The 25864-nt window shown below is 65.0% G+C and carries 24 protein-coding genes and 1 tRNA gene; 14 read left to right on the top strand and 11 right to left on the bottom strand.

Going from position 1 to position 25864, the window contains the following annotated elements; genetic code table 11:
* Nucleotides 1-290: 290 nt before the first annotated feature.
* Nucleotides 291-2327 carry an ATP-dependent helicase gene (locus ACPEES_RS02340; RefSeq protein ID WP_435100693.1) on the bottom strand — a complete coding sequence of 679 codons (2037 nt, stop codon included), beginning with the start codon at nt 2325-2327 and terminating at the stop codon, nt 291-293.
* Nucleotides 2328-2505: 178 nt separating this feature from the next.
* On the opposite strand from ACPEES_RS02340, the gene ACPEES_RS02335 reads away from it, so the two are divergent.
* Nucleotides 2506-3081 (top strand): class I SAM-dependent methyltransferase, encoded by a 576-nt coding sequence (locus ACPEES_RS02335; protein ID WP_435100691.1) that lies wholly within the window; start codon nt 2506-2508, stop codon nt 3079-3081.
* Between the two features lie 16 nt (nt 3082-3097).
* Here ACPEES_RS02335 and ACPEES_RS02330 read toward each other — a convergent pair whose 3' ends face one another.
* The 3 genes from ACPEES_RS02330 to ACPEES_RS02320 form a co-directional block, all read right to left on the bottom strand.
* The gene (locus tag ACPEES_RS02330; RefSeq protein WP_435100689.1) at nt 3098-3559 is read right to left on the bottom strand and encodes a DoxX family protein; all 462 of its coding nucleotides are present in this window, start codon (nt 3557-3559) and stop codon (nt 3098-3100) included.
* A 129-nt stretch (nt 3560-3688) separates the two neighbouring features.
* Nucleotides 3689-4330 (bottom strand): maleylacetoacetate isomerase, encoded by a 642-nt coding sequence (maiA, locus tag ACPEES_RS02325; protein WP_435100687.1) that lies wholly within the window; start codon nt 4328-4330, stop codon nt 3689-3691.
* The gene (locus ACPEES_RS02320; RefSeq protein WP_435100685.1) at nt 4327-5313 is read right to left on the bottom strand and encodes a fumarylacetoacetate hydrolase family protein; all 987 of its coding nucleotides are present in this window, start codon (nt 5311-5313) and stop codon (nt 4327-4329) included. Before ACPEES_RS02320 ends, maiA begins: the two co-directional genes overlap by 4 nt.
* A 356-nt stretch (nt 5314-5669) precedes the next feature.
* Here ACPEES_RS02320 and hmgA point away from each other — a divergent pair, with 356 nt between their 5' ends.
* The 5 genes from hmgA (at nt 5670) to ACPEES_RS02295 (ending at nt 10067) form a co-directional block, all read left to right on the top strand.
* Nucleotides 5670-6968 (top strand): homogentisate 1,2-dioxygenase, encoded by a 1299-nt coding sequence (hmgA, locus tag ACPEES_RS02315; RefSeq protein ID WP_435100683.1) that lies wholly within the window; start codon nt 5670-5672, stop codon nt 6966-6968.
* Between the two features lie 146 nt (nt 6969-7114).
* A complete protein-coding gene (locus ACPEES_RS02310) occupies nt 7115-7489 on the top strand; it encodes a hypothetical protein (protein ID WP_435100681.1) in 375 nt (124 codons plus the stop codon).
* 2 nt (nt 7490-7491) lie between these two features.
* Nucleotides 7492-8304 (top strand): metallophosphoesterase, encoded by an 813-nt coding sequence (locus tag ACPEES_RS02305; RefSeq protein WP_435100679.1) that lies wholly within the window; start codon nt 7492-7494, stop codon nt 8302-8304.
* Between the two features lie 146 nt (nt 8305-8450).
* Complete coding sequence (locus ACPEES_RS02300) at nt 8451-8735, top strand: hypothetical protein (protein WP_435100677.1); 285 nt, start codon at nt 8451-8453, stop codon at nt 8733-8735.
* Nucleotides 8736-9089: 354 nt separating this feature from the next.
* A complete protein-coding gene (locus tag ACPEES_RS02295; protein ID WP_435100675.1) occupies nt 9090-10067 on the top strand; it encodes a L,D-transpeptidase family protein in 978 nt (325 codons plus the stop codon).
* 24 nt (nt 10068-10091) lie between these two features.
* Here the strand turns inward: ACPEES_RS02295 and ACPEES_RS02290 are convergent, their stop codons facing one another.
* Entirely contained in the window at nt 10092-10943 is an 852-nt protein-coding gene (locus ACPEES_RS02290; RefSeq protein ID WP_435100673.1) for a fumarylacetoacetate hydrolase family protein, read from the bottom strand.
* A gap of 176 nt (nt 10944-11119) precedes the next feature.
* Nucleotides 11120-11195, bottom strand: a tRNA-Thr gene (locus tag ACPEES_RS02285).
* On the opposite strand from ACPEES_RS02285, the gene ACPEES_RS02280 reads away from it, so the two are divergent.
* The 8 genes from ACPEES_RS02280 (at nt 11169) to ACPEES_RS02245 (ending at nt 18850) form a co-directional block, all read left to right on the top strand.
* On the top strand, nt 11169-11963 hold the full coding sequence (locus tag ACPEES_RS02280) for a GspH/FimT family pseudopilin (protein ID WP_435100671.1): 795 nt from the start codon (nt 11169-11171) through the stop codon (nt 11961-11963). The genes ACPEES_RS02285 and ACPEES_RS02280 overlap by 27 nt on opposite strands.
* Nucleotides 11951-12427, top strand: coding sequence for a type IV pilus modification protein PilV (gene pilV, locus ACPEES_RS02275; protein ID WP_435100669.1), 477 nt, complete (start codon nt 11951-11953; stop codon nt 12425-12427). Before ACPEES_RS02280 ends, pilV begins: the two co-directional genes overlap by 13 nt.
* Nucleotides 12420-13631: a PilW family protein gene (locus ACPEES_RS02270; protein ID WP_435100667.1), complete on the top strand. Its 1212-nt coding sequence runs from the start codon at nt 12420-12422 to the stop codon at nt 13629-13631. Before pilV ends, ACPEES_RS02270 begins: the two co-directional genes overlap by 8 nt.
* A gap of 50 nt (nt 13632-13681) precedes the next feature.
* On the top strand, nt 13682-14155 hold the full coding sequence (locus tag ACPEES_RS02265) for a pilus assembly PilX family protein (protein ID WP_435100664.1): 474 nt from the start codon (nt 13682-13684) through the stop codon (nt 14153-14155).
* A 63-nt stretch (nt 14156-14218) separates the two neighbouring features.
* The gene (locus tag ACPEES_RS02260; RefSeq protein WP_435100661.1) at nt 14219-17422 is read left to right on the top strand and encodes a pilus assembly protein; all 3204 of its coding nucleotides are present in this window, start codon (nt 14219-14221) and stop codon (nt 17420-17422) included.
* 22 nt (nt 17423-17444) lie between these two features.
* Nucleotides 17445-17765, top strand: coding sequence for a hypothetical protein (locus tag ACPEES_RS02255; RefSeq protein ID WP_435100658.1), 321 nt, complete (start codon nt 17445-17447; stop codon nt 17763-17765).
* Nucleotides 17766-17768: 3 nt separating this feature from the next.
* Nucleotides 17769-18230: a type IV pilin protein gene (locus tag ACPEES_RS02250; protein ID WP_435100655.1), complete on the top strand. Its 462-nt coding sequence runs from the start codon at nt 17769-17771 to the stop codon at nt 18228-18230.
* 53 nt (nt 18231-18283) lie between these two features.
* A complete protein-coding gene (locus ACPEES_RS02245; protein ID WP_435100652.1) occupies nt 18284-18850 on the top strand; it encodes a GspH/FimT family protein in 567 nt (188 codons plus the stop codon).
* Here ACPEES_RS02245 and ispH read toward each other — a convergent pair.
* The 5 genes from ispH to murJ are packed head-to-tail and all read right to left on the bottom strand — an operon-like array spanning nt 18836 to nt 25770.
* Nucleotides 18836-19822 (bottom strand): 4-hydroxy-3-methylbut-2-enyl diphosphate reductase, encoded by a 987-nt coding sequence (gene ispH / locus ACPEES_RS02240; RefSeq protein WP_435100649.1) that lies wholly within the window; start codon nt 19820-19822, stop codon nt 18836-18838. The genes ACPEES_RS02245 and ispH overlap by 15 nt on opposite strands.
* A 57-nt stretch (nt 19823-19879) precedes the next feature.
* Nucleotides 19880-20344: a signal peptidase II gene (gene lspA, locus ACPEES_RS02235; protein ID WP_435100646.1), complete on the bottom strand. Its 465-nt coding sequence runs from the start codon at nt 20342-20344 to the stop codon at nt 19880-19882.
* 9 nt (nt 20345-20353) lie between these two features.
* The gene (gene ileS / locus ACPEES_RS02230; RefSeq protein ID WP_435100643.1) at nt 20354-23176 is read right to left on the bottom strand and encodes an isoleucine--tRNA ligase; all 2823 of its coding nucleotides are present in this window, start codon (nt 23174-23176) and stop codon (nt 20354-20356) included.
* Nucleotides 23173-24141 carry a bifunctional riboflavin kinase/FAD synthetase gene (gene ribF, locus ACPEES_RS02225; protein WP_435100640.1) on the bottom strand — a complete coding sequence of 323 codons (969 nt, stop codon included), beginning with the start codon at nt 24139-24141 and terminating at the stop codon, nt 23173-23175. The genes ileS and ribF overlap by 4 nt, the downstream gene beginning before the upstream one ends.
* Nucleotides 24142-24189: 48 nt before the next feature.
* Nucleotides 24190-25770, bottom strand: coding sequence for a murein biosynthesis integral membrane protein MurJ (gene murJ / locus ACPEES_RS02220; protein ID WP_435100637.1), 1581 nt, complete (start codon nt 25768-25770; stop codon nt 24190-24192).
* Nucleotides 25771-25864 lie beyond the last annotated feature (94 nt).

Genomic DNA, 25864 nt, shown 5'->3' with positions numbered 1-25864 from the left:
ACGCAAGACGCGCAACGCAATCCGGCGTCGATGGCCGATTGGGCTTCGCTCCATCCGCCCACACGATCGAGTGAGCAGCGGCACCTCTCAAGTCGACAGTCTTGCAGTCTTGAGGGTGGATGGAGCACCTGCGCGGTCCACATACTAACCTTGCAGGAAGCAGCCACTGCAGTACGGCCGCCGCCGCGCCACACTTTCCGCTTGAAACTTGAATCGTTTCGCTCGGCCACCGCAACGGACGTGGCAACGCGGCTTACCGGCTCGGGTGCACGCCCAGCGCGCGCACCCGCCTACCCCAGCGCCTTGCGCATTTCCGCGAGCCAGTCCCGGACCTCACCGGCGTCTTCATTCTCCGTGGCCGTGGCACCGCGGCGGCGGTCGACGACCGTCACCGCCTGCCCCGCCTGAACCTCTGCGAGGAAACGCGACACGGCAGCCTTCTGCGCCCCGTCGCCCTGGCCCATATCCAGCCGGTCGGCGTGATGCAGGACGATCCGGTCCTGCGCCCGGGTGATGGCCACATAGCCCAGGCGCCGCTCCTCGGCGAGGTTTTCCACGGCGCCGTCGCGCTCCATGGGCATCAGGCCTTCCGAGAACCCGAACAGGTGGACCTCCGGCCACTCGAGACCCTTGGCCGCATGCACCGTGCACAGGGTTACCTTGGGCTCATCGGACTCCGCCTCGTCGGTGCCCGCGCTGACCACCTCCAACGCCGTGCCCCAGCGCGCTTCCAGGTCGGCATTGGCGTCGATGCTGTCGAGCCGGCGCCTGACCGCGATCTGAACCGCTCGCATACGTCCATAGACCGGGCGCAGGGCGCGTTCGAGGGCGTCGGCGTCTGGCTTGCCATTACCGCCCAGCCCCCGCCTGGCACGCTGCACCAGCCAGTCGTTGATCATCGGGGTCTGACGGCACCAGTCGAACAACTCACCGGGACCGCGCCGGTGCAACCGGTCCACCGCCTCGCCGAGCTTTTCGACACCGGCGGCGGCCTTGGGCGAAAGCCGGCCGGCCTCGGCGAACGGATCACCGCCGCCAGCGACAAGCCGGCTCACGCCCCGCGTGCCGAGCCCCGGCACCAGCTCGGCGAGACGTGACAGCGCCCGGATATCGCGGCGATTCGCCGCGAGGCGCCCGGCCGCCAGCATCATGCGTACATCCGCATACCCCAGGAGGTCGGTGCCGGCCTTGATACGGTAAGGCACACCCCGCTTGAGCAAGGCCGTTTCCACGATGCGGGAGAGGCGGTTCTTGCGATAGAGGACCGCGATTTGCCCGGGGCTGGTGCCACGCTGCACGGCATTGGCGATGGCATCGGCCACACCATCGGCCATGGGCTCGGTATGGTCGTATTCGTACAGTGTCACCCGGTCGCTGGCGGGTGCAGCGCGTACCGCATACGGATTCTTCTCCAGCCGCGCCTCGTTGTGGCGCACCAGCGAGGCGCCACCGCTGACGATCGCCGGCGTGGAGCGGTAGTTGCGCTCGAGTCGATAGACAGTCGCGCCCCACCCGTCGATGAAGTCACGCATGTTCTCCGGGCGCGCGTGCCGCCATTCGTAGATGGCCTGATCGTCGTCACCCACGAGCAATACCGTACGCGAAGGCGGCGCGAGGAGATCCAGAAGCCGGAACTGCGCGGCGTCGGTATCCTGCGCCTCGTCCACGGTGAGGTCCCGCAGAGCGCCGCTCACCCTTTCACGCAGTTCGCCATGGTTACGCAGCATCCGCGCCGCGAGGCCGATGAGGTCGGAGAAGTCGAGCAGCGACGCCGTGCGCTTTTCCCGCTCGAACCGACGCAGGCGCTCCAGAAAGCGTGCCGTCGCCACGGGGCCGAAGCCGTATTCCTCGCAGGTGCCGGCGATCGCGTCCAGATCCGCCTCCTCGGTGACATCCAGCCCCCGCGCATTGATCGCTTCCACAGCCTGTAGCGCTTCCAGGCGGCGCTGCTTGTCGGAGAATGGCCCGGCGAGCAGCGTATCGAGCATGCGCCGGGCGTCGTCAGCGTCCATCAGCGTGGCATTACGGGGCACACCGACACGGGTTCCGTAGCGGCGCAGGAGCTGATTGCCGAAGCTGTGGAACGTACCGATCCACGGCAACCCGACCCCGTCTGGCAACCGCTCACGCAGCCGCTCGCGCATCTCGCCGGCGGCCTTGTTGGTGAAGGTCAACAGCACCATGGCCTCGCCGCTCAACCCGGTCTGGGTCAATCGGCGCGCGGCCCGTTCGGTGGTACACCGGGTCTTGCCCGATCCCGCGCCCGCGAGCACCACCGCCGGTCCGTCCTCATGGGCCACTACGCGGGCTTGGTCGTCGTCGAGCATGCACCACCTGTTCGCGGACGCTGAAAATGAAGGCGCGGAATTCTAGCAAGCGTGACAATCGGCTGCGCCAGTGTATCCCGTCTGGCGATTGACACACGCCTGTCGCACCGCTGCCTTACGCTCGCCGTCCTGTGACAACAGCCAGCCGCGCAAAACCTGCGGCGTACGGGAGGTGGCGGTGAAACCCGATGGGACTCTGTTCTTTCTCAAACGCTGGATCGCTCATCCGCTGCGGATGGGCGCCATTCTGCCAAGCTCTCCGAGGCTGGCCGCCGAAGTGGCGCAGTGTGTTCTGGAAACGGCCGCGGATGCACCGGTGCTGGAGCTGGGCGCGGGCACCGGAACCATCACGCGCGGGCTGTCCAGGGCCGGCATCCCGGCGGAACGGCTCTGGCTGGTGGAACTGGATGCCGACATGATCGCTTATCTGCGCACACACTTCCCCGGGCACAACATCCTGCAAGGTGATGCCAGCACGCCACTCGGGCTCATCCCCGACGGGATGCACGGACGCTTCGGTGCGGTGATCTCAGGCATACCCGCCCTGCAGTTCCCCCTGGAGCGGCAACGCCGCTTCGTCGAGGACTGTTTCGCACTGCTACGCCCGGGCGGCACCCTCGTCCAGTTCACCTACTCGCTGGGATCGCCGCTACAGTATGAGGCACTGCATCTGCAGGCGCGGCGAGCGGCCACTGCATTCGCGAACGTGCCGCCCGCCCATGTCTGGGCCTACACCCGCGATGGCGACAACTGAGACGCCGCGGGAGACCTCACAGCTCTTTCCCCATCGCTGCATCGACCGACAATCGGCCACCACCGCGGATGAACAGCGCGAATGCGACGATGCCCCAGAACAGCGGGTACTCGAATCCGGCATCCGTCCAGAAGAATCCGTTCGGCCAGTGGACGTAGAAGACCGCCACCGCCATGAACCCCACCACCAGAATCGCCCACAGACGCGTGATAAACCCGATGGCGAGCAAGGTACCGCCGATGAGCTCCAGCAGGGCGATATACCACGCCCACAGCATTGCCGGCTCCATGCCGAGGGAGGCCATGAACTCGGCGGTACCGGTCACACCGCCGCCGATGATCTTGTCCCAGCCGTGGGGCACGAGCGAGGCACCGGCGATGAAGCGGATCAGCGGCCACATATACGGCGCGAGCCCGTCGTAGAGACCGCTGAGTCCGGGAATCAGCCGGCGAGCATGGGTCGGGTCGTAGTCAGCCATGATCACCTCCTGCGCTAGTCGGCGACGGTCATACGCAGCCGGTAGCCGGCGCGATGGGTCGCTCCGGTTCCAGCCACCTTCCCTATGAAGGTCTAGCGCAAAAGCTGACCCACGTCACAACCCGATGCTTCAGGACGGCGCGTCAGGCTGGCGTTCCGGGCGGGCGCGGTCGAACGGCGCGAGCGCCAGACACGCGTCGTTGATCCTGCGGATCGTCGGATACGCGCTCAGATCCACCTCGAAGCGGTTCGCGTTGTATACCTGCGGCACCAGGCAGACATCCGCGAGGGTCACGCTCTCGCCGTGGCAATACGTGCCGGTCTCCGGGGCATCGGCGAGCGTGGCCTCGATGGCCCGGAAGCCCTCGTGGATCCAGTGGTGGTACCAGGCGAGCTTGTCGTCCTCGCTGACGCCGAGGCGACCCGTGAGGTACTTCAGCACCCGCAGATTGTCGATGGGATGAATGTCACACGCGATGCTCTGGGCAATAGCGCGCACACGGGCACGTCCGGCACGATCGCCCGGCAGCAGCGCCGGGCTCGGCTGGAGCTCGTCGATGTATTCACAGATGGCAAGCGACTGGGTCAACCGCCGCCCCTCGTGCTCGAGCACCGGCACCAGGTGCTGGGGGTTCACGACGGCGTAGCCCTCGCCGCCCTGCTCGCCGTCACGCAGATTGACCGGCACCGACTCGTAGTCGATGCCTTTCACGTTGAGGGCGATCCTTACCCGGTAGGCCGCCGTGGATCGGAAGTAGTCGTAGAGCCTCATGTGCCGCGATACTCCGCGACGGTCTGCTCTATGGTGCCGAAGATGCTGGCGCCGCTGGCATCGTTCATCTCTATGCGCACCGTATCGCCGAAACGCAGGAACGGCGTCTTCGGCTCACCGTGCTCGAGCTTCTCCAGCATGCGCCGCTCGGCGAGACAGCAGGAACCGAGGCTGCGGTCATAGTTGGAGATGGTGCCGGAGCCGACGATGCTCCCCGCCTCCATCTCGCGGGTCTTGGTAACGTGGCTCACCAGCCGGGCGAAATCGAAGGTCATGTCGACCCCCGTGTTGGGACGACCGAAGAGCTCACCGTTGAGATGCACGACCATGGGCAGATGCGCCTTCGTACCGTCCCACGCCTCACCCAGCTCGTCCGGCGTGACCGCCACCGGAGAGAAAGCGCTGGCGGGCTTGGACTGAAAGAATCCGAAGCCCTTGGCGAGCTCTCCGGGAATCAGGTTACGCAGGGAAACATCGTTGACGAGCATCAGCAGCTTGATGTGATTCTCCGCCTGCTGCGGCGACGTTCCCATGGGCACGTCATCGGTGATCACGGCGAGCTCGGCCTCGAAGTCGATCCCCCAGTCTTCGCTCGCCGCGAGTATCGGATCACGGGGACCGACGAACGAATCGGACCCACCCTGATACATCAGCGGGTCTTCCCAGAAGCTCTCCGGCATTTCCGCGCCGCGGGCCTTGCGCACCAGCTCCACGTGGTTAACGTATGCGCTGCCATCGGCCCATTGATAGGCCCGGGGCAACGGCGAGGCGAGTGTCGCCATGTCCAGACCGAACGCGCCCTTCGCTTCGCCGTCATTCAGCGCACGGTAGACGGCCTGAAGCCGCGGCTCCGTCTCATGCCAGTTATCCAGTGCCGCCTGCAGGGTGGGCGCCACGTCGGGCACCTTGACCGCGCGGCTCAGGTCGCGGGATACGACGACGAGAGCGCCGTCGCGCCCCTCGTTCAGGGAAGCCAGCTTCATGTCGCCTCCTCATCGGCCCCCGATCGGGGCAATTGGCGTTGGGTAGTAAAGTGCTTCTACACGAGCAGAATAGCCACCCGCGGACGCACTGACTCGGACCGCGAAACTAGTTTCAGACAAAACTAAAGTCAAGAGACCAGTCACAGGCAACAGTCCTCGGTCAATGGTTTCGCTCAAAACTAAACAGCGTTATGATCCGATTCACTGGGCCAGAACCGCCCGGATCGCAAGCGGTGTGGCCAGTCCCGGGAGCCGCCCTCCCGGGCGCTCACGGTGCCGGCACGAAGGCCGGGCACCGAATTCCGGCTTGCGATCGGGTAGTCGCCACCGAATTCGACCTCGAGGAGGAGCACGCCATGGCGCGCAGCGAGCAGCAGTATCTCAGCGGCTTCCGCAACCATTTCGAAAGCGAGGCGGAAACGGGCGCCCTGCCCGTGGGCCGCAACTCGCCCCAGCGCTGCCCCTACGACCTTTATGCCGAGCAGTTCAGCGGCTCGGCATTCACGGCGCCACGGGGGGAGAACCTGCGCAGCTGGCTCTATCGTATCCAGCCATCGGTGGTGCAATCGCCTTACGAGCGGGTGGACATCGGCCGCATGCAAGCACCACGGCAGACGCCCGCCGACCCGAACCAGATGCGCTGGAGTGCGCCCCCGCTGCCCGAGGCACCCACCGACTTCGTCGAGGGCCTGTTCTCACTCGCGGGCAACGGCGACTGGCAGGCGCAGACGGGTTGCGGCGTATTGCTGTACACCTGCAACCGCTCCATGGCCGATCGTTTCTTCTACAGCGCCGACGGTGAATGGCTCGTCGTGCCACAGCTCGGGCGGCTGGAAATCGCCACCGAGATGGGTGTGATGTCGGTCGCTCCCGGCGAAATCGCCCTGCTGCCGCGAGGCATGAAGTATCAGGTGCGACTGCTCGATGACTCGGCACGCGGCTACATCTGCGAGAACTACGGCGCGGTTTTCCGTCTGCCCGATCTCGGCCCCATCGGCGCCAACGGGCTTGCGAATCCGCGGGACTTTCTCACGCCGGTGGCCGCCTACGAGCAGCGTCAGGCGGACTGCGAGCTGGTAGCGAAGTTCGGCGGTCACCTCTGGGCCACACAACTCGACCATTCGCCGCTGGACGTGGTCGCGTGGCACGGCAATTACCACCCGTGCAAATACGACCTGGCGCGCTTCAACACCGTCAATACCGTGAGCTTCGACCATCCCGACCCGTCGATCTTCACCGTGCTGACCGCGCCGACGGACACCCCCGGCACCGCCAACGTGGACTTCGTGATCTTCCCGCCGCGCTGGATGGTCGCCGAGGACACGTTCCGCCCACCTTACTTCCACCGTAACGTGATGAGTGAGTTCATGGGACTCATCCATGGCGTCTACGACGCCAAGGCAGAAGGCTTCGAGCCCGGAGGCGCGAGCCTGCACAACTGCATGAGCCCGCATGGGCCGGATGCGGAGACGTTCGAGAAGGCATCCACCCAACCGCTGGAACCGGTATACCAAGGCGATACCCTGGCGTTCATGTTCGAGTCGCGGTATGTCTTCCAGCCGACGGAGCAGGCGGTCGACGCCACGTTCCGGCAGCGGGACTACGTGGACGTGTGGCAGGGCCTCGACGCAAAGTTCGATCGCCGCAAGCCCTGACCCCGCGGGGCGGGCGCAACCGCAGGTCCCGCCCCGCCCGCTCTCCGGCCGGCAGACACCTCGCCGGGTACCCGCTCATGCCGCGGATTGGCGTTTCGCCCCGATACAGCGACAATGGAGTTGGCACTCGTCAAGCGGTGAGGAGCATGGCAGAGAGCGAGCACCTGAGCGTTCCCGGCGCCCCGGCGCCGCCCCTTCCGGCAGCGCCGGTTTGTCTGCGCTGCGAGCAATCGCCGACGCACACGGGTGGCTGGCGCATCATCGGCCATCGCGCGCAGGGCATCGCGCTGACCGTGGAACCCGGCAGCAGGGGTGCCGTCCTGATCCTCCAGGACGATCACCGTCGGCTCGGCAGTGAGGCACCCAATCGGGCCATCCGGCACGTACACGACGGACTCCACCCCTGGCTGTGTCAGCACTGCGTCTTCGTGCTCAGCGGCGACGAATCCGCCCTCCTGGACGATCCGCCTGCCGGTGTCCGCTGCCTGCCGCTTGATTCGACCGTCACCGCGGGCCGATAACCATGCGCATTCAGGCCGCGAGCGACCTCCACATGGAAACCCGAAAGGGAGTGACGCTCGACGACATGCTGAGCCACGAGACAGTGGATCTCATCGTGCTCGCCGGTGACATTGCGACCGGCACGTTCGGCGTGGAAGCGGCCGCCGAGCTCTCCGCTGCCCGAAACACTCCGGTGGTCTACGTGCTCGGCAATCACGAGTACTACGGCTGGCACTTCCCGCGCCTCGCCGAGCACTGTCGCGAGCTGGCCATCGAGTTGAACAGTGGCGGCCACGGAGAAGTCCACGTGCTCGAGAGAGAGCAGATCCGCCTTCAGGGCATTCGCATCCTCGGCACGACACTCTGGACCGACTATCGGCTCCATACCCACGACGATGTGCACCTGATCACCCGCAACCGCCGCCTCGCCGCCCGCAATCTCGCCGATCACCACTTCATCCACACGGAGGGCGGGCTGTTTCAGCCGGAACATGCGCAGCGGGCACATCAACAAAGCCGCGCATGGCTGGAACGCCACCTCGCCTCAGCCTGGCAAGGCCCCACCGTCGTGGTCACGCACCACGCCCCCCTGCCGCAGCTCGGCCACCCGGATTTCCCGGGAGACGGCCTGGCGAGCGCCTTCGGCTCCGATCTCAGCATGCTGATTCGCCAGCATCCGCCGGCGCTTTGGATATCCGGGCATACCCACGCCAACGCGGACCTCACCTTCCGAGGCACCCGGTTCATAGCCAATCAGGCCGGCTACCCCGCCGAGGAGCCGGGGCGCATCGGCAACGCCGTCTTCGAGCCGGGCAAGGTCGTGACGGTGGAATAGCCCCGGCTCCGACGTCATGAAAACGTCGCAGAGCGGTCAGCGCCCTGCAACACGGTGATTGTTAGCTTCTCGGTCATGACGAGCCGATACGCGCTGTCGCAGCGAGACCGGCTCGACGACACCCAATACGAGCCCGGGAGGCATCCATGGACAGCCACCACGCCCTGCACGCCCGCGCCGACGCGCAGCGCCTGTACACGCCGGCCGGCGCCCCCTATCGCGCCGCCGCCGGCGACATCGTGCAATTGCATACGGACAAAGCGTGGCTCGACGTGCGCATCACGACCGCCGATACCCGCAATCTGAGCGGCGTCGTCCTCGCGGCCCATCCCACTGATACCCACGACGTCGATGGGCGACAGGCAACCGCCTACGAGTGCCTGCGCTTCGAGGAGATGCACATCTGGCGTTGCGTCGACGTCCAGCGGTAGACAAGGCTGCCAGGGCGCGGTAGAGGGGTGCGTTCAGCGGCAGCGGCGGTATACTAACCTTTTGCGAAAGTATTGCCAGGTCTCAGCGCCACTGCGCGGTGTCTCGGCAAGGCGCGGGAGCACCGGCGTGGCGAGGCTCACGTCAAGCGAGCGCAACGCCGCCGAGGCGGCGCGCAGTGGCGTCCTGCGGGTGGCCGTGTGCGCCGCTGTGGACTGCGTTGCTCGTCGCTCATGTAGACCTTGCTACACCACGCTCCTCGCGTCTTGCCACAGCGGCGCACACGGCCACTGAGGCATGGCAATACTTTCGCAAAGGTTAATAATGCCGCCCGCCATCACCCGGACACCGCACCGATGCCCGTACCGCCGCACCCGGACCCCACACGCCGACGCCTGCTCAAAGCGCTCGCCGCCGCTGTCACGGCCGCGCCGGCCATCAGTCACGCCAGCGGCCGAGACCACCTGTGGCGTTTTCCTCTGAGCGACCGCGGCGCGCGGCTGGTCGGTGACAACCATATCGCCCTGGCGGGTAGAGACGAGACGCTGCACGACGTTGCCCGCCGCTTCGACGTGGGCTACTGGGACATACTCCTCGCCAACCCCGATGTCGATTTCTGGCTGCCAGGCACCGGCACGCCGGTGATCATCCCGCGGCGCTATATCCTGCCGGACGCGCCCCGGCGCGGCATCGTGATCAATGCCGCCGAGCTGCGGCTGTACTACTACCCAGCGATTGCCAATGGCACGCACGAAGTCATCACCCACCCCATCGGCATCGGCCGCCAGGACTGGGGAACCCCCGCCGGCGCAACGACGGTAACCGAGAAGATCCCGCAGCCCGCCTGGTATCCTCCTGCTTCCATACGCGCGGAAGCGGCGGCCAAGGGCGAATCACTGCCACGGGTCGTGCCACCGGGAGCGGACAACCCACTGGGCGACTATGCGCTGATCCTGGATCTTCCGGGCTATCTCATCCACGGCACGAACCGACCCGCCGGCGTGGGCATGCGCGTCTCCCACGGCTGCGTACGGCTGTACCCGGAAGACATCGCAACCCTGTTTCCCCGGGTGCCGCGAGGCACCCCCGTGCGCATCGTCAACCAGCCGATCAAGCACACGTGGCACGCCGGGCAACTGTGGGCGGAAGCCCACCCGCTGCCCGCCACCGAGGACTACACCAGCGTGGATCTACGCTTCGGAGACGCCGAACGCCGACGGCTCGCCCGGGCGCTCACCAGTGTCGCCATCGGACACGGTCAGTTACCGGACCGTGGACGGCTCCAAACCCTCCTCGAGCGTCCATCCGGGGTGCCGACGGCCATTACGCGCTGAGTGTCCGACCTGTGCCGGAGGCTGCTAGCCCGTCTCTTCGGCGACGATGGCGTGAGACTGCACGCCCAAGCCTTCGACACCGAGGCGCAAACGGTCGCCGCTGACCAGATACCGAGGCGGACTCATCCCCATACCCACACCCGCCGGCGTGCCCGTGGCGATCAGATCACCCGGCTCCAGCGTCATGAATCGGCTGAGATAACTCACCAGCTCGCGCACCCCGAATATCATCTCGGCGGTGGTGCCGTTCTGTACCCGCTCGCCGTTGAGCTCGGTCCACAGCGCCAGGGCCTGGGGATCGGCAACCTCGTCAGCCGTCACCAGCCAGGGGCCCACCGGGCAGAACGTGTCGTAGCTCTTGCCCTTCATCCACTGACCGCCTCGATCCTTCTGCCAGGACCGCTCGGAGACGTCGTCGACCACGCAATAGCCCGCCACGTACTCCAGCGCCTCGGCCTCGGCCACACGGCGCGCGCGGGCACCGATGACCACGCCCAGCTCCACCTCCCAGTCGAGCTTCTCCGAGCCCACCGGCTGCAGGATGTCGTCGTCCGGTCCGCATAGCGACGAAGCCGCCTTCGTGAACGAAATGGGCTCCGACGGCGCCTCGGCGCCCGTCTCGCGGGCATGATCGTGATAGTTCAACCCGATACCGATGATCTTGCCCGGCCGGGTGATGCAAGCGCCCAAACGGCCCGGCTCACGCACCACCGGCAGATCATCATGGGCAAGCGCGGCGAGCGCCGCCAGCCGCTCCGGCACCAGGGCGGTTGCGCCGATGTCGGCAACGTGACCGGACAGATCGCGAACGGTACCCGCGCCATCGATCAACCCGGGCTTCTCGGCACCCGCCGGACCGAAACGGACGAGCTTCATCTCTCACATCCCCCTGATCGCCTTGAGATATTGCCGCAACGCCCGACAGGCATGCCGTTCCACGATACGGAACGGGCATCCACAGCCGCAACCGCCTGCACCACGGGGAAACCGCACTACGGGAGGCCCAACGACAAACGGCCCGGGCGCAGTGCCACGGGCCGTTTCACGAAATCTGGTGCCGGCGGACGGACTCGAACCATCGACCTACGCATTACGAGTGCGTTGCTCTACCAGCTGAGCTACGCCGGCGATGTCAGACGCAGAAGTCTATCCAACACGCGCGAACGTGACAACCCGCGCACGAGCCCTTATATCGAGCACCTGTCGCCCCCAGCTTCGATCGACAACAGAGCAGCAACGCTCACCAACACACGCGACCTCATGGCATCCGAGTACCGCTCGTCGGCACTGGGCGGCACCTCATCAGCCAGTGATTTCATGGAAGTCATCGGACTCGATATACATGCCGCCATGAAACACGACAGCGGCTTTACATTCATCGAGTTGATCGTGGCTTTGGTGGTGGCGAGCATTCTGGTCGCCATGGCCGTCCCCCATTATCAGGATATGGCGGAGCGAAACCGGTTGACATCGGCCACCAATGATTTCGTCGGCGCACTGAACCTGGCGCGCAGCACTGCCGTGACCCAAGGGCAGACAGTCAACCTGTGTCAGAGTGACGCCAGCGTGTCTCCCCGTACGTGCACGAACAATGCCCAATGGGATCTCGGGTACATGCTGTGGATCGACGGGAACGGAACCGTTGGATTCCAGGCAGGCAGCGCCGATGAGCTCATCCAAACGTGGCCCGGCCTGCCCGAGAACGTGCGGCTCCAGGAAGACCCGAATGGCATCGGCAGTCTGAGCTATGTTCCCAGCGGCCGCCTGGGCGGCGGGAATCCTCCTCTCAACTTTTACGTGGAACCCGATAACTGCAGCAGCAACGAGGCCCGACAAATAGAAATTACGGGTGCCGGACGTCCAAACTCGCAGGGGGATCAAGCATGCACGCTCTGAACCCGATGACCACACCGACTACACCGCGCCGTGACCACGGATTCGGTATGCTCGAGGTTCTCGTCGCCGTGCTCGTGCTGTCCGTCGGGCTCCTCGGACTCGCCGGCCTCCAGGCCTCCAGCGTGCGTAACACGCACAGCGCCTATCTGCGCTCACAGGCGTCGATCCTCGCCTACGACATGCTGGATCGCATGCGCGCCAATGCGGCCGCCGTTGAAAGTGGCGCCTATACGGTAGGGCTTGGCGGTACCGGCAATGGAGGCCTGGCCACCCGCGACCTCACCCTCTGGCAAAACACCATCGACCGCACGCTGCCGAATGGCAATGGGCAGATCGGGCTAGCAGCCAACAACCAGGTCACCATCACCGTGCAATGGGATGACCAGTTCGAACAGAGGGATGGCGCCGGGAACGTGAGCCAGACCTCCCAATTCCAGTTCACCACGCAGCTTTCCGATGAGTAATAACGACATCACCAGAAAACACTCTGCCGGCTTCAGCCTTGTGGAGCTGATGATCGCCATGGTCATCGGGCTCGTACTGATCGCCGGCATCGTCCAGGTTTTCGTCGCCAGTCGCTCGACCTACGCCGTCGCCGACGGTCTTGCCAGGTTGCAGGAGAACGGGCGATTCGCGATTGGCTTTCTGACTCGTGATTTGCGGGTAAGCGGCCAGACGGGCTGTGCCCGCTGCAATATCAACAGCTTTCTCGACCCTACCCAGGGGGGCAATAGTACGCCATTCAACGTGGATTCTCCCATTTCGGGATTCGAATACACGGATACCGATCCGGCAGAAGGCGACAGCTACACCATCACCTCCATGGATCCCTCCGGTGCCAGCGCGACGAACTGGACGGACGGAACTCAGAACTTGAACGCGGTGCTCTCCGATCTCAACGGCAACGTCGTTGAGGGGACGGACGTCCTGTTCCTGCGCGGCATGCGAAGCCTGCCCAACCTCACGCTGAAAAACAACAACAACAACCTCACCTCGGCCTCGCTGAACTTCACCGATTCGACCGGACTGGGACAGGGTCAGATCGTGATGGTTGCAAACGCGGGTACAGCGGATCTCTTTCAGAACACACAGAAGGCGAACGCAAGTTCCACTTCCCGCGGTAGTGGCTGCGGCGGCGAGGAACCGTGCAACGTTACCCCTAACAACAGCAACCCGTGGAGTTCCGCATGGGATTCCAATGCCACTGTATACGCACTCATGAGCAAAGCGTACTACATCGGCGCAGCCGACGCCGACGGCGACGGCACCCGGGAAACCCCCGGGCTTTGGGAAATCGACTTCTCCAGCGGAACGGGTAGCGCGCAAACACGCGAGCTACTGCGTGGTGTGGAGAACATGCAGGTGCTCTACGGGGTCGACACCCAACCTGACGCCACACGGCGCGCGGACCAATACGTCAGTGCCGATGACGTTACCAGCACCGCAAACGGCTGGCAGGACGTCGTCGCGGTACGCGTTGCCCTGCTCGTGCGTACGAACGACGAGATTCCCCAAACCGGTCCAGGCGCCGGCAACCCGCCGATAACCATGCTCTCGGCCGCCACCGGTGCCGGTAACACGCTGCAAATCACCCCGCAAAACGACCGGCGCGCGCGCCGCGTGTTTTCGACCACCGTCGCCATTCGCAACCTGATCATGCGCAAATGAAGCACAACGACGTCCACGTTTCCGTGCCCAGTCCCCGGACACAACGGGGGATGGCGCTCATCACGAGCCTCATCTTCCTCGCGTTGCTCACGCTCATCGGTGTCACCGCAATGCAGACCACGACCATGGAAGAGCGCATGGCCGGTAACCTGGTGAGCGAAACGGAAGCCTTCCAACGCGCGGAAGGGACCCTCGAGGAGGTGCGCCGGACCCTGACGGGAGGGACGCTCAACCTCAGCGACTTCAATGGCAACAGTGGGCGCTACGGCTTCGGTGCAAGCCCGGACGTCCAGGCCGACACGACGTGGACGGGGAGCAGCTCGGCACAGGCCAACAACCATGACGATGCGCGTTACGTCATCGCCCTGAAAACACCGCCAGGCAACCCCGTGGTGGAGCCTGGGTCGGGGTGTACCGGCACAGGGTGTAACGAGGGGCACGTTTTCGAGGTCACGGCACGCGCCACCGATGAGTCCGGCAGGGCAACCGTGACCCTGCAGGCGAGCTACTGGAAACAGAACTGAATGATCGCGTCATCGAAGCCCATGACAAGGATGCGATTACCGACAATTTCAGGGAGCGCGAACATGCGGCAGAGAATTCCAACCATCAGTCGTCGAGCGCTGGTCGCGCTTGCCCCAACGCTGCTCTGTGTACCCGGGGTGAGCATGGCCGATCCGGGCACCCTGGCCGACGTGCCACTCTATTTGAGCGATGCTGTCAAGCCCAATGTGATGCTGCTGGTGGATGACTCCGGCAGCATGGATTGGGAAGTGCTGAAGACCGAGGGAGCCCGTACGGCACACCCGTACGCCAACAACAGTGGAACCCTCGACTTCACACCGGATAACTCGACAGAGGAAAGAGAGCTCTGCCACGGGTACAACGCGCTCGCTTACAATCCCAACGTCGACTACACCCCGTGGTTCGGCGAGGACAGCAACGGCAACGAGTTCGATGACCAGTCGCTATCCGACGCCCGCGAGAATGCCTACCAGCCCTCGACCGGGCAGGATATCTCCGGCCACTACTATTTCCTCTGGAACGACGCGGACGGCGACGGCGAGTACGATTCGGGCGAGTGCCCTACCGGGTCGAGTGACCGGGTCAATGTAAGTGGCCTGGACGCCGCGGACCAAACCAACTACGCGAACTGGTACACCTACTATCGTAAGCGTGAATTCGTCGCCAAGCGGGCGATGACCGACCTCGTCGCCGGTGCTGACATGCGCATGGGCCTTGGCACACTTCACGATAACAATGACGTTGGCACTGCCGTGACGGACGTCGGCGACGAAGACGACGATCCGGACAAGCAGAATCTGCTGGAGCAGCTCGCCCGGGTCAATTCGACGGGTGGCACGCCACTTCGCAAAACACTCGCCGCCACCGGCGACTACTTCGACATGAACACGGGAAACGGCGGTGTGGGCTTCACCGCGGAAAGCCCGATTCTCGGCGAGGACGAAGGCGGCGCCTGTCAGCAGAACTTCGCCATTCTCATGTCCGATGGGTACTGGAACGGAAACGCGCCCCGTAATATCGAGAACGAAGACGGCGACAATGACACCGACTTCGACGGCGACTCGTACGCCGACACGCACAAGGATACGCTGGCCGACGTCGCCATGCGGTACTACGAGCGCGACCTGGCGCCGAACCTGGCGGACAAGGTACCGACGCGCAAGAACATCGACGAAAACCCCGCTCAGCATCTGTCGACGTTCACGGTCGCATTCGGTATCAACGGTACACTGACCGAAAATCCCCCGAATCGGGACGATGCCTTCTCCTGGCCCAAGCCGGAGGCAGATAAGCCAACCACGATCGACGACATGCGCCATGCCGCATGGAACGGCCGCGGCCAGTTTCTCAGTGCCAGCAACCCCCAGGAGCTGGTGGATAGCCTTCGCAGCGCACTGTCGTCCATCGAGGAGCGCGTCGGCTCCTCCTCGGGCGTCGCATTCAGCTCCGTGAGCCTGCAGAACGATACCGCCGCGTATATCGCAACCTATAATTCCGCGGGCTGGAGCGGCGACCTGACCGCCATCCCGGTCGATCCCAGCACGGCCAAGCTGGAGGCTACCCCCGCCTGGCAGGCGGCCGCCAAGCTCGACAACAAGGACTGGACGACGCGCAACCTCTATACCGCCAACAGCAATGGTAGCGGCATTCCATTGGAGTGGGGCGACCTGAGCACAGCACAGCGCAATGATTTGCGAACCAACCCGGATGGCACGCAGGGCAGCGACACCCTCGCCCAGGCCCGTCTGGACTATGTCAAGGGCAACCGCACCCACGAAGCATCCGGCACGGCCCATGATTTCCGCCAACGCAACAGCCGGCTCGGCGACATCGTTCACTCCAAGCCCGTCCAACATAACGGCGTGGTCTTCGTCGGGGCCAACGATGGCATGCTGCACGGCTTCGATGCCGACACCGGCGAAGAGGTCATGGGCTATGTCCCGAGTGCGCTGTTCTCCGATAGCACGCTAGGTGGACTGCACTACCTCACGAACCCGAGCTATACGCATCGCTACTACGTTGACCTGCCGCTTACGCTTGCCCCGGAACCCGTCGACGGCAAGGAGATCCTCGTGGGCGGCCTGCGGGGTGGTGGTCGCGGACTCTTCGCCCTGGACGTGACCAACCCGGACGCATTCGATGAAAACGACGTCCTCTGGGAATTCACCGCCGGAGAAGACGATGATCTCGGTTACACGTTCAGCCAGCCGGTCATCGCGAAAGTCCCCACCACCAACGGAAGCCAGTGGGCAGTCATCGTCGGCAATGGATACAACAACACCGGCACGGGAGATGCGAGGCTATTCGTCCTGGACCTGGAAACCGGCAGCGTGCTGAAGGAGATCTCGACCGGTGCGGGTACCCAAGGAGACCGCAACGGCCTCTCCTCCCCGGCCGTGATCGACAGCGACCGCGACGGTGTCGTCAACCGGGCCTATGCAGGCGACCTCAGCGGCAACCTTTGGGCCTTCGATCTTTCCGATCCGGACACAAGCAAATGGGGAGTGGCATACAGCAACAAGAAGCCGCTTTTCACAGGGGCATCGAATCAGGCGATTACCGCGGCGCCGACGGTGCGACTGCACCCCTACATTCGCACTGATAGTAACAACGAGCCGAATGCGCTCGTGCTCTTCGGCAGCGGCCGCATGCTCACGGAAAGTGACAAGGGCACGACGGCCAAACAGAGCATGTACGCCATCTGGGACCGGGGCACCCCCGAGTTGAGCCAAAGTAACCTTACTCAGCAAACGTTCATAAGTGAGGACGATAGCAAGCGGGTGCTGAATACCACACAGGTCCCCTACACGGATTCCAGCAAGACCGGGCGCTATGGCTGGTATATCGATCTGCCGAAGGACAAGGAACGCGTTACTACACGTGCAGTGGTTCGTGGCGACATCGTCTATTTCACCACCCAGATACCGTCGGGCACGCCATGTTCCGCCGGGGGCAGCGGCTGGCTCATGGCGGTGTCCGTGGCAAACGGCGGAGCGACCAAGCGCGCGACCTTCGACTACGACGGCGACGAGACTCTCGGTGACGAAGGTGATTTCGTCACCATCAAGGGGGAGGACCATTCCATTGGCGGCTCGCGCTTCGAGGATCAGGGCGCTCCGAGCAAGCCGACCTTTATCGGCGACCGAGTGTACACCGCATGCAGCGACAGCACTGCGAACTGCGCCCCCGGAGGCGGTGGCACTCCGCCTCTGGTACCCGGAGTCGTCAAGCCGCTCTCATGGGAAGAAATCACACCGTCGCACTGACAGGCAGGAGGCAACGGATTTCATGAAGTACGGACAGAGGTTTCGGCGCGCCATCGGCGCGCCTGTGCTCCTGGCGGCACTGACGGCGGCGAACATCGCCGGCGCACAGGCGGACCGTGAGGAAAGTGGGCTAGTTCAGGGAACGATCGACGCAATTCATGCCGATGAGCAGCGTGTCGTGATCGATGACTACAGTTACCCTGTGGCCACCGGGGCGGCCTGGCGGCTCGGCACGAGTGACGCGCTTGTCGAGGAAGGCGAGACGGTCGCCTTCGAGCTCTCCAGGCAGGGCGATCGGCTCGTGATCACGAGCTTTCACGAAGCAGCGACGGACACGCGGTAGGCCATGATGCGACGACACCTTGCGCAAAGCCCGCTGTCGACGGCCAGGAAGCGGGATGGCTTTTCCCTCATCGAGATCCTGATCGCTATTGCGCTCGTCGGCATCATTACAGCCATCGTTTACCCGTCATATCTGGATCAGATACGCCAGTCGCGGCGCGCCGAGGCCAAGAGCACGCTTCAGACCGTCTTGCAGCAACAGGAACGGTTCTACACGGATAACAATACGTACACGGGTAACCTGACCAATCTCGGCTACGCCAATAATACGTTCACACTGGATAACGGGTTCTATCAGGTAAGCGCCCAACAGTGCGGTGGCGCCGGTTGGGTTCGTTGCGTGCAGGTTCGGGCGGCCGCTCTGGGTGATCAACAGAACGACGTGTGCGACCAGCTGACACTCAACTCGCGGGGACAACGTACTGCGCAAAAGAACGGTAGTGACGTTACACAGGACTGCTGGTAAGCGTTTCCCGTGCGGTCAGGGAATGACCGCCGAAGAATGGAGACCGGATGCCAATGGACGGCTATCAGGGCGCGTGGGGGTTTACCCTCACGGAGTGCATTATCGTATTGCTAATCGCAGGATTATTGCTGGCGATCGGCATACCTGCCTATTCCCGATTGCACCGGGACCTCACGCTCACCTCCGAGTACAACCGCGTGCTCGCAGCCATGCGGCTCGCCCGCCGCACCGCCGTGACTCGCGGCCAAGCGACGGTGCTCTGCACAGCAGTCAGCGCAAGGTCATGCTCGGAAAGCGCGAATTGGAACGACGGCTGGCTGCTGTTCTCGGATCCGAATGGAGACGAGTCGTGCACCGATGCCGATGGTAACGGGATGTGCGATGCAGACGGCGGCCGCATTGTCACCGTCGGTGCGGAAAGCCCCCTCACCATCCGTGGCAATGACCCGGTAGAGCACTACATCCGCTTCACGCCAACGGGCCACGCATGGGGCTACATGGGCACACTCAGCATCTGTGATGATCGCGGCGTCGCCCACGCCCAAGGGCTCGTACTCAGAATGTCCGGGCGCGTGCGTCTGGGAACGGCATCCAATGCCCCCTCGCTACACTGCCCGTGAAGTGCCCTCGCGAGAGCGCCGCCGAATCTCCCGCATCAGATCCCGCGGCAGCGAGAACACGACATCCTCTGTGTGCCCGGCCTGCTCAGCGGGCCGGGTCGCGCCCCACTCCACCAGGCGGTCGACGACGCCGCGCACCAGAACCTCCGGCGCCGAAGCGCCGGCGGTCAGTCCGAGGCGATCGGTACCCTCGACCCATTCGCGGCGCAGATCATCGGGACCATCGATCTGGTAGGCGGTGACCCCCATGCGCTCGGCGAGCTCCTTGAGGCGGCGGGTGTTGGAGCTGTTCTGCGAGCCCACCACGATCATGACGTCTACCTGCCGGGCGAGCTCCTTGACCGCGTCCTGGCGGTTCTGGGTGGCATAGCAGATATCGTCCTTGCGCGGGCCGTGGATGTCGGGGAAACGCTCGCGTAACGCGTCGATGACGCGGGAAGTGTCATCCATGGACAGCGTCGTCTGGCTGACATGGGCGAGATCCCGCGGGTTGCGCACGTCGAGCCGGGCGACGTCCTCGGGGGTCTCCACCAGGTAGATGGCTCCGCGGTCGGCGCCCTCGCCGACGTACTGGCCGATGGTGCCCTCCACCTCCGGGTGGCCGTCGTGACCGATGAGGATCACTTCGCGGCCCTCGCGCGCGTGCTTCTGCACCTCGATGTGAACCTTGGTCACCAGCGGGCAGGTGGCATCGAAGACGTGCAGATCCCGCCGGTCCGCCTCCTCGCGCACCGCCTGGGAGACACCGTGGGCGCTGAAGATGACGGTGTTGCCATCGGGCACCTCGTGGATCTCCTCGACGAAGATCGCCCCTTTCTCCCGCAGTCCGTCGACGACGGTGCGGTTGTGCACCACCTCGTGACGCACGTAGATCGGGGCGCCGAAGGCGTCCAGGGCTTGCTCGACGATGCTGATGGCGCGATCGACGCCGGCACAGAAGCCGCGCGGATTGGCGAGGAGAATCTCAGGCATGAGTGGACACTGACTCGAACTGTTGCCGGGATTGTCGCATGCGCTGGGGCACGCCGCCTACACCCGGCGCCCGGTCATGGTCACGACGATCAGGATCGCCACGCCCACGGTGATCGCGCTATCGGCGAGATTGAAAGCGGGCCAGTGCCAGCGGCCGTAGTAGAGATCGAGAAAATCGATCACGTGGCCGTACGCCAGGCGGTCGATGAGATTACCGATCGCCCCGCCGAGAACGAGCCCGAGCGCGGCACCGGTCCAGCGTTCGCCACGGGACAGGCTTCGCAGCCACCAAACGAGGTACGCGCTCACGCCCACGGCGAGGGCGGCGAACAGCCAGCGTTGCCACCCGGCCTGGTCGGCGAGGAAACTGAACGCCGCGCCGGTGTTATAGGACAACGTCAGATTGAAGAACGGCACCACGGCTTCCGGGCGGTACGGCATCAACGCCGCCTCCGCCCAGAGCTTGGTCGCCTGATCGAGGCCCAGCACGAGGGCCGCGATCACCAGGCCGAAACGCAGCATGGCCGCTCCTCAGGCGTATTGCCGTTCCTCGCCCTCGCCGGCCACGTTGCTCACGCACCGGCCGCAGAGCTCCGGATGGTCCGCGTTGACGCCCACGTCGGCGGTATGGTGCCAGCAACGCACGCATTTGCGGTGCTCGGTCGCGGATACCACCAGCGCAAAGGCCGTGCCGTCATCCAGCGCCGCCTCGACAGCACCCGCGGGCCGGGCATCGTAGGGATGCACCCGGGCGGCCGAGGTGATGAGCACGAAGCGCAGCTCCTCGCCGAGGCGCAGCCAGTCACTGTACAGCGGCTCAGGGCAGTACAGCTCCACCTCGGCCTCCAGCGTCGCCCCGATGACCTTGTCGTTGCGCAGCTCCTCGACGCGCTTGGCGACGGCCTCGCGCAAGCCGAGCAGACGTTCCCAGAACGCCCGGTCCAGGCCCGCATCGTCGTCGAGCGGGAAGAGAGCGTCATACCACTCGGCGACGAAGACCGACTCGTCACGCTCGCCCGGAATATGCCCCCACAGCTCATCGGCGGTGAACGACAGAATCGGTGCGATCCAGCGCGTCAGCGCCTCGACGATATGGTAGAGCGCGGTCTGGCACGAACGCCGCGCCAGGCTGTCCGCCTGGGTGGTGTACTGGCGGTCCTTGATGATGTCCAGGTAGAAGCCGCCCATATCCAGCACGCAGAAGTGGTGAACGCGCTGATAGACCTGGTGAAAGTCGTAACGGTCATAGGCGGCAACCACGGCATCCTGTACCTGCTGCGCGCGATCCACTGCCCAGCGGTCCAGCGGCAGCATGCGCTCCGGCGCCACCCGGTCGCGGGCCGGATCGAAGCCCGCGAGGTTGGCGAGCAGGAAGCGCGCGGTATTGCGCATGCGCCGGTAACCGTCGGCAGTGCGCTTGAGGATCTCGTCGGAGACGGCGATTTCGCCGGTGTAGTCAGTGGAGCCCACCCAAAGCCGCAGGATATCCGCACCCAGCTTGTTCATGACCGTCTGCGGGGCGATGACGTTGCCCCGGGACTTGGACATCTTGTAGCCGTTCTCGTCCACGGTGAAGCCGTGGGTGAGCGTCGCCTTATACGGCGGGCACTCGTCGAGCATCATGCCCGTGAGCAGCGACGACTGGAACCAACCCCGGTACTGATCCGAGCCTTCCAGGTACAGATCCGCGGGCTTGGCAAGCTCCTCGCGGCTTTCGAGCACCGCGGCATGCGTGGTGCCGGAATCGAACCACACGTCGAGAATGTCCTCGACTTTCTCGTAGCGCTCGGCGTCCTCGCCCAGCAACTCTTCGGGCGCCAGCTCAAACCACGCGTCGATGCCACCGGCCTCCATGCGCTCGGCCACCGCCTCGATGAGACGCTGCGAGTCGGGGTGGGGCTCGCCGGTCTCGCGGTCGACGAACAACGCGATGGGCACGCCCCAGTTGCGCTGACGCGAGATGCACCACTCGGGGCGGTTGCGCACCATCGCCTCCATGCGCCCCTCGCCCCAGTCAGGGAACCAGCGCACGGTGGGCAGCGCCGCAAGGGTCTTCTCGCGAACACCGTTGGCGTCCAGGTTCAGGAACCACTGGGGCGTGGCGCGAAAGAGAATGGGCGTCTTGTGGCGCCAGCAGTGGGGATAGCTGTGGTCGTAGGCCTCGTGGTGAAGCAACGCCCCATGTTCGCGCAACACTTCCACGATATGCGGATTGGCATCGTATACGAACTCGCCGGCGAAGAACTCGGTGTCCGGGAGAAAACGACCATCGTCACCCACCGGATTCGTCAACGGCAGGTCGTAGCGCTGGCCCACGACGAAGTCGTCCGCGCCGTGGCCCGGGGCGGTATGCACCGCGCCGGTGCCCGCGTCGGTGGTGACGTGATCTCCGAGGATCACCGGCACCTCGCGCTCCAGAAACGGATGGCCCAGCATGAGGTGTTCCAGCGCCTCGCCCATCGCCCGGCCAACCACGGCCCACTCCCCGGCGCCGTATCGCGTCAGCGCCTCCTCGTGGAGCGCGTCGGCGAGCACCAGGTACTCGCGACCGCCGTCAAGACTCACCAGGACGTATTCGAGCCCCGGATGGACGGCGACGGCCTGGTTGGCCGGCAGCGTCCACGGCGTGGTGGTCCAGATGACCACGGAAACCGGTGCGTCGCCGGTCTCGACACCGAACGCCCGGGCTGCGGCGGCACCGTCGATGGCGGTAAAGCGCACGTCGATGGCCGGTGAGGTGCGATCGTCATACTCGACCTCCGCCTCGGCGAGCGCCGACCCGCAAGCGGTGCACCAATGCACTGGCTTGTAGCCGCGCTTGAGATGACCCCGGGCGACGATCCGGCCAAGCGCACGCAGGATATCCGCTTCGGTCCGGTAGCTCATGGTGAGATAGGGATGATCCCAGTCGCCCACCACGCCCAGGCGTTCGAAATCCGCTTTCTGCGCCTCGACCTGCTCTTCGGCAAAGCGTCGGCAGGCTGCACGGAACTCCCGCGCCGAGACGTCCTCGCCTGCTTTGCCGACGGACTGCTCGACCTTGTGCTCGATGGGCAGCCCGTGGCAGTCCCAGCCAGGCACGTACGGTGCATCGTAGCCATCCAGCGTGCGCGCCTTGACGATGATGTCCTTGAGAATCTTGTTGACCGCGTGACCGATGTGGATCTCGCCGTTGGCGTAAGGCGGCCCGTCATGAAGGATGAACTTCTGCCGGCCGGTACGCGCCTGCCGGATACGCCCGTACAGATCCTGCTCGCGCCAGTCGGCCACGCGACCGGGCTCGCGCTTGGCCAGGTTGGCGCGCATGGGGAAGTCCGTCTTGGGCAGATTGAGTGTGTCTTTGTAGTCGGTCACGACGTCTTCCTGCGGTCTCCAGTCGTTGGCTTGTCGGGGTCGTTGCGGGCGAACCACTGTCGCGCAGCGTCCGCGTCACGGCCGATCTGTGCGCGCAGCTCATCCATGCTGTCGAACCGTTTCTCGCCGCGCAGAAACGCCCGGAAGGTCACCCGGATATGGGCGCCGTAGATGTTCTCGTCAAAATCGAACAGGTGCGTCTCCAACAGCGTGGCCCGGCCGTTGATCGTCGGCCGCGTGCCCACGCTGGCCACGCCCTGTCGCTCACCACCCAGGCCCTCGACGGTCACCGCGAATATGCCGTGCACCGGCGGCGGGGTGCGCCGAAAGCGCAGGTTGGCGGTACGCCAGCCAAGCTCGCGGCCGATGGCATCGCCCCGTGCGACCCGTCCGCTGATGGCATAAGGCCGGCCCAGCAACGCTTCGGCGACATCGAGCTCACCCGCGGCGAGTGCCGCGCGCACCCGTGTGCTGCTGACGCGCTCACCATCGACGACCACTGTCGGCATGCGAGCCACCTCGAACCCATGGCGCCCACCCGCTTGTTGCAACAGGGTGAAATCGCCACGCCGGCCGCAGCCGAAGCGGAAATCGTCCCCGACCATCAGGAAACGAACGCCGAGCCGCTCGACCAGCAGCGAGTCGACGAACGATTCGGCCGGCATCTCCGCCAGCTGGCGTCCGAAACGCAGGCAAAGCACCCGGTCGACACCGCAAGCCGCCAGGGCATCGACCTTGTCGCGCAGCGCCGAGATACGGCGATGCGCATGCTCCGGGGCGAAGTACTCCAGCGGATGGGGCTCGAAGGTGATGACCATCGCCGGCAACTCCAGCGCCCCGGCGCGCTCGCGTACACGCTCGATGACCGCATGATGGCCGCGGTGGACACCGTCGAAGTTGCCGATGGTAGCCACACAACCGCGGTGCCGCGCTCGCAGGTTGTGGCTGCCCCGGATGAGCTCCATGCTGTATCGGCTCCTCAAATCCCGGAATTATAAGGCGGATGAGCCGTCTCAGCCACGGGCCAGCGTATCCGCCGCCCGGGGTTCGCGCAACGCCGCCGGCCGCACCCCCAGGGCAAAGAGGACAGCAAAGTAGACCGCCGCCCCCACACCAACCGTTGCCGTCAGCCACGTGACCCGGTCCAGGAGCCCCGCCGCGAGCCACGTATCCAGGCGCGTCGCCGGCCAGTAGAGTACCACCAGCATTATCAGTGCCGCCCCGCCGACACGCCGACGCAGCCACGGCCATCCGCGCCCCGGCCGGTAGACGCCGGCACGGCGCAGCCCCATCGCCAGCAGCGCCGCGTTGACCAGCGCCGCCAGCGCTGTGCCGAACGCCAGGCCCGCGTGAGCAACCCCGGTGCCGCGCAACGCCAGCACCGCGAGCACACTGAACCCTGTATTCACGAACATCGCCACCACGGCGTAGCGCACCGGCGTTCGGGTATCCTGCCGCGCGAAATAACCGGGCAGCAGCACTTTCACCAGTACGAACGGCAACAGGCCGACCGCGTAAGTGAGCAGACTGAAACTCGCCGCCCTGACGTCATGATCCGCGAACGCGCCGTAGTGGAACAGCGTCGTGATCATCGGTCCGGCCAACGCCATCAGGCCGACGGTCGCGGGCACGATGAGCACGAGAGCGAGACGCAACGCCCAGTCGAGGGTCGCGCTGAACGCATTATCACCGGCATCACCGTGTTCCCGGGACAGTCGCGGAAGAATCACCGTACCGAGCGCCACCCCGAAGATCCCCAGCGGGAACTCCACCAGGCGATCCGACCAGTAGAGCCAGCTGATGCTGCCGCTCACGAGGAACGACGCCAGTATGGTGTCCACCAGCAGGTTGATCTGCTGGACGGAACTACCGAACAGCGTCGGCCCCATCAACGCGAGGATGCGACGAACCCCGGGGTGGCGGAACCCGGGCCGCGGCCACACCAGAAGCCCGCGACGGGCGAGAAACGGCAGCTGCAGCAAGAGCTGGAGCACACCTGCGAGCGCCACCGCCCAGGCCAGTGCCACAACGCCCGGCGAGAAAGCGTCGGCGAACCATAATGCCGCCGCGATCAAACAGACGTTGAGCAGAACCGGCGCGAACGCCGGCGGACCGAACGACCCCACACTGTTGAGCACCGCCCCGGCGCAGGCTGTCAGGGAAATGAGCATCAGGTAGGGAAACGTCACGCGCAGCATCCACGTGGCGTCGGAAAGCCGTTGAGGATCGTCGGCGAACCCGGGGGCAAAGAGGCGTATCAGCCACGGCGCCCCCCAGACTCCAGCCACCGTTACCGCCAGAAGCACGAGCGCGAGACTGCCTGAAGCGCGGCGGATGAGCTCACGCACCTCGCCGAACTCGGCTTCGCTGTGATAGCCCGACAGCACGGGCACGAATGCCTGGGAAAACGCGCCCTCGGCGAACAGGCGGCGCATGAAGTTCGGGATCTTGAAGGCGACGAAGAACGCGTCCGTCGCCGCGGAGGGACCGAATACCACCCCGAGCACCACGTCCCGGACAAGACCCAGCACTCGCGACACGAGCGTCCAGGAACCGAAGGTGAACACCGAGCGAAACAACCCCTGCGCTCTCACACACGCTCCTTGATCGAGGTCAGACAAACGAGATCGACGACAACGATGGTGATCGCCAGGGCACTCTACCCGCTCGCCTCGCTGTCGTCAGGGA

This window comes from Arhodomonas sp. AD133 (assembly GCF_051195215.1).
Classification (GTDB): Bacteria; Pseudomonadota; Gammaproteobacteria; order Nitrococcales; family Nitrococcaceae; genus Arhodomonas.
Note: the sequence above shows the minus strand (reverse complement) of the source record. Positions and strands in the feature narration are given on the sequence as shown.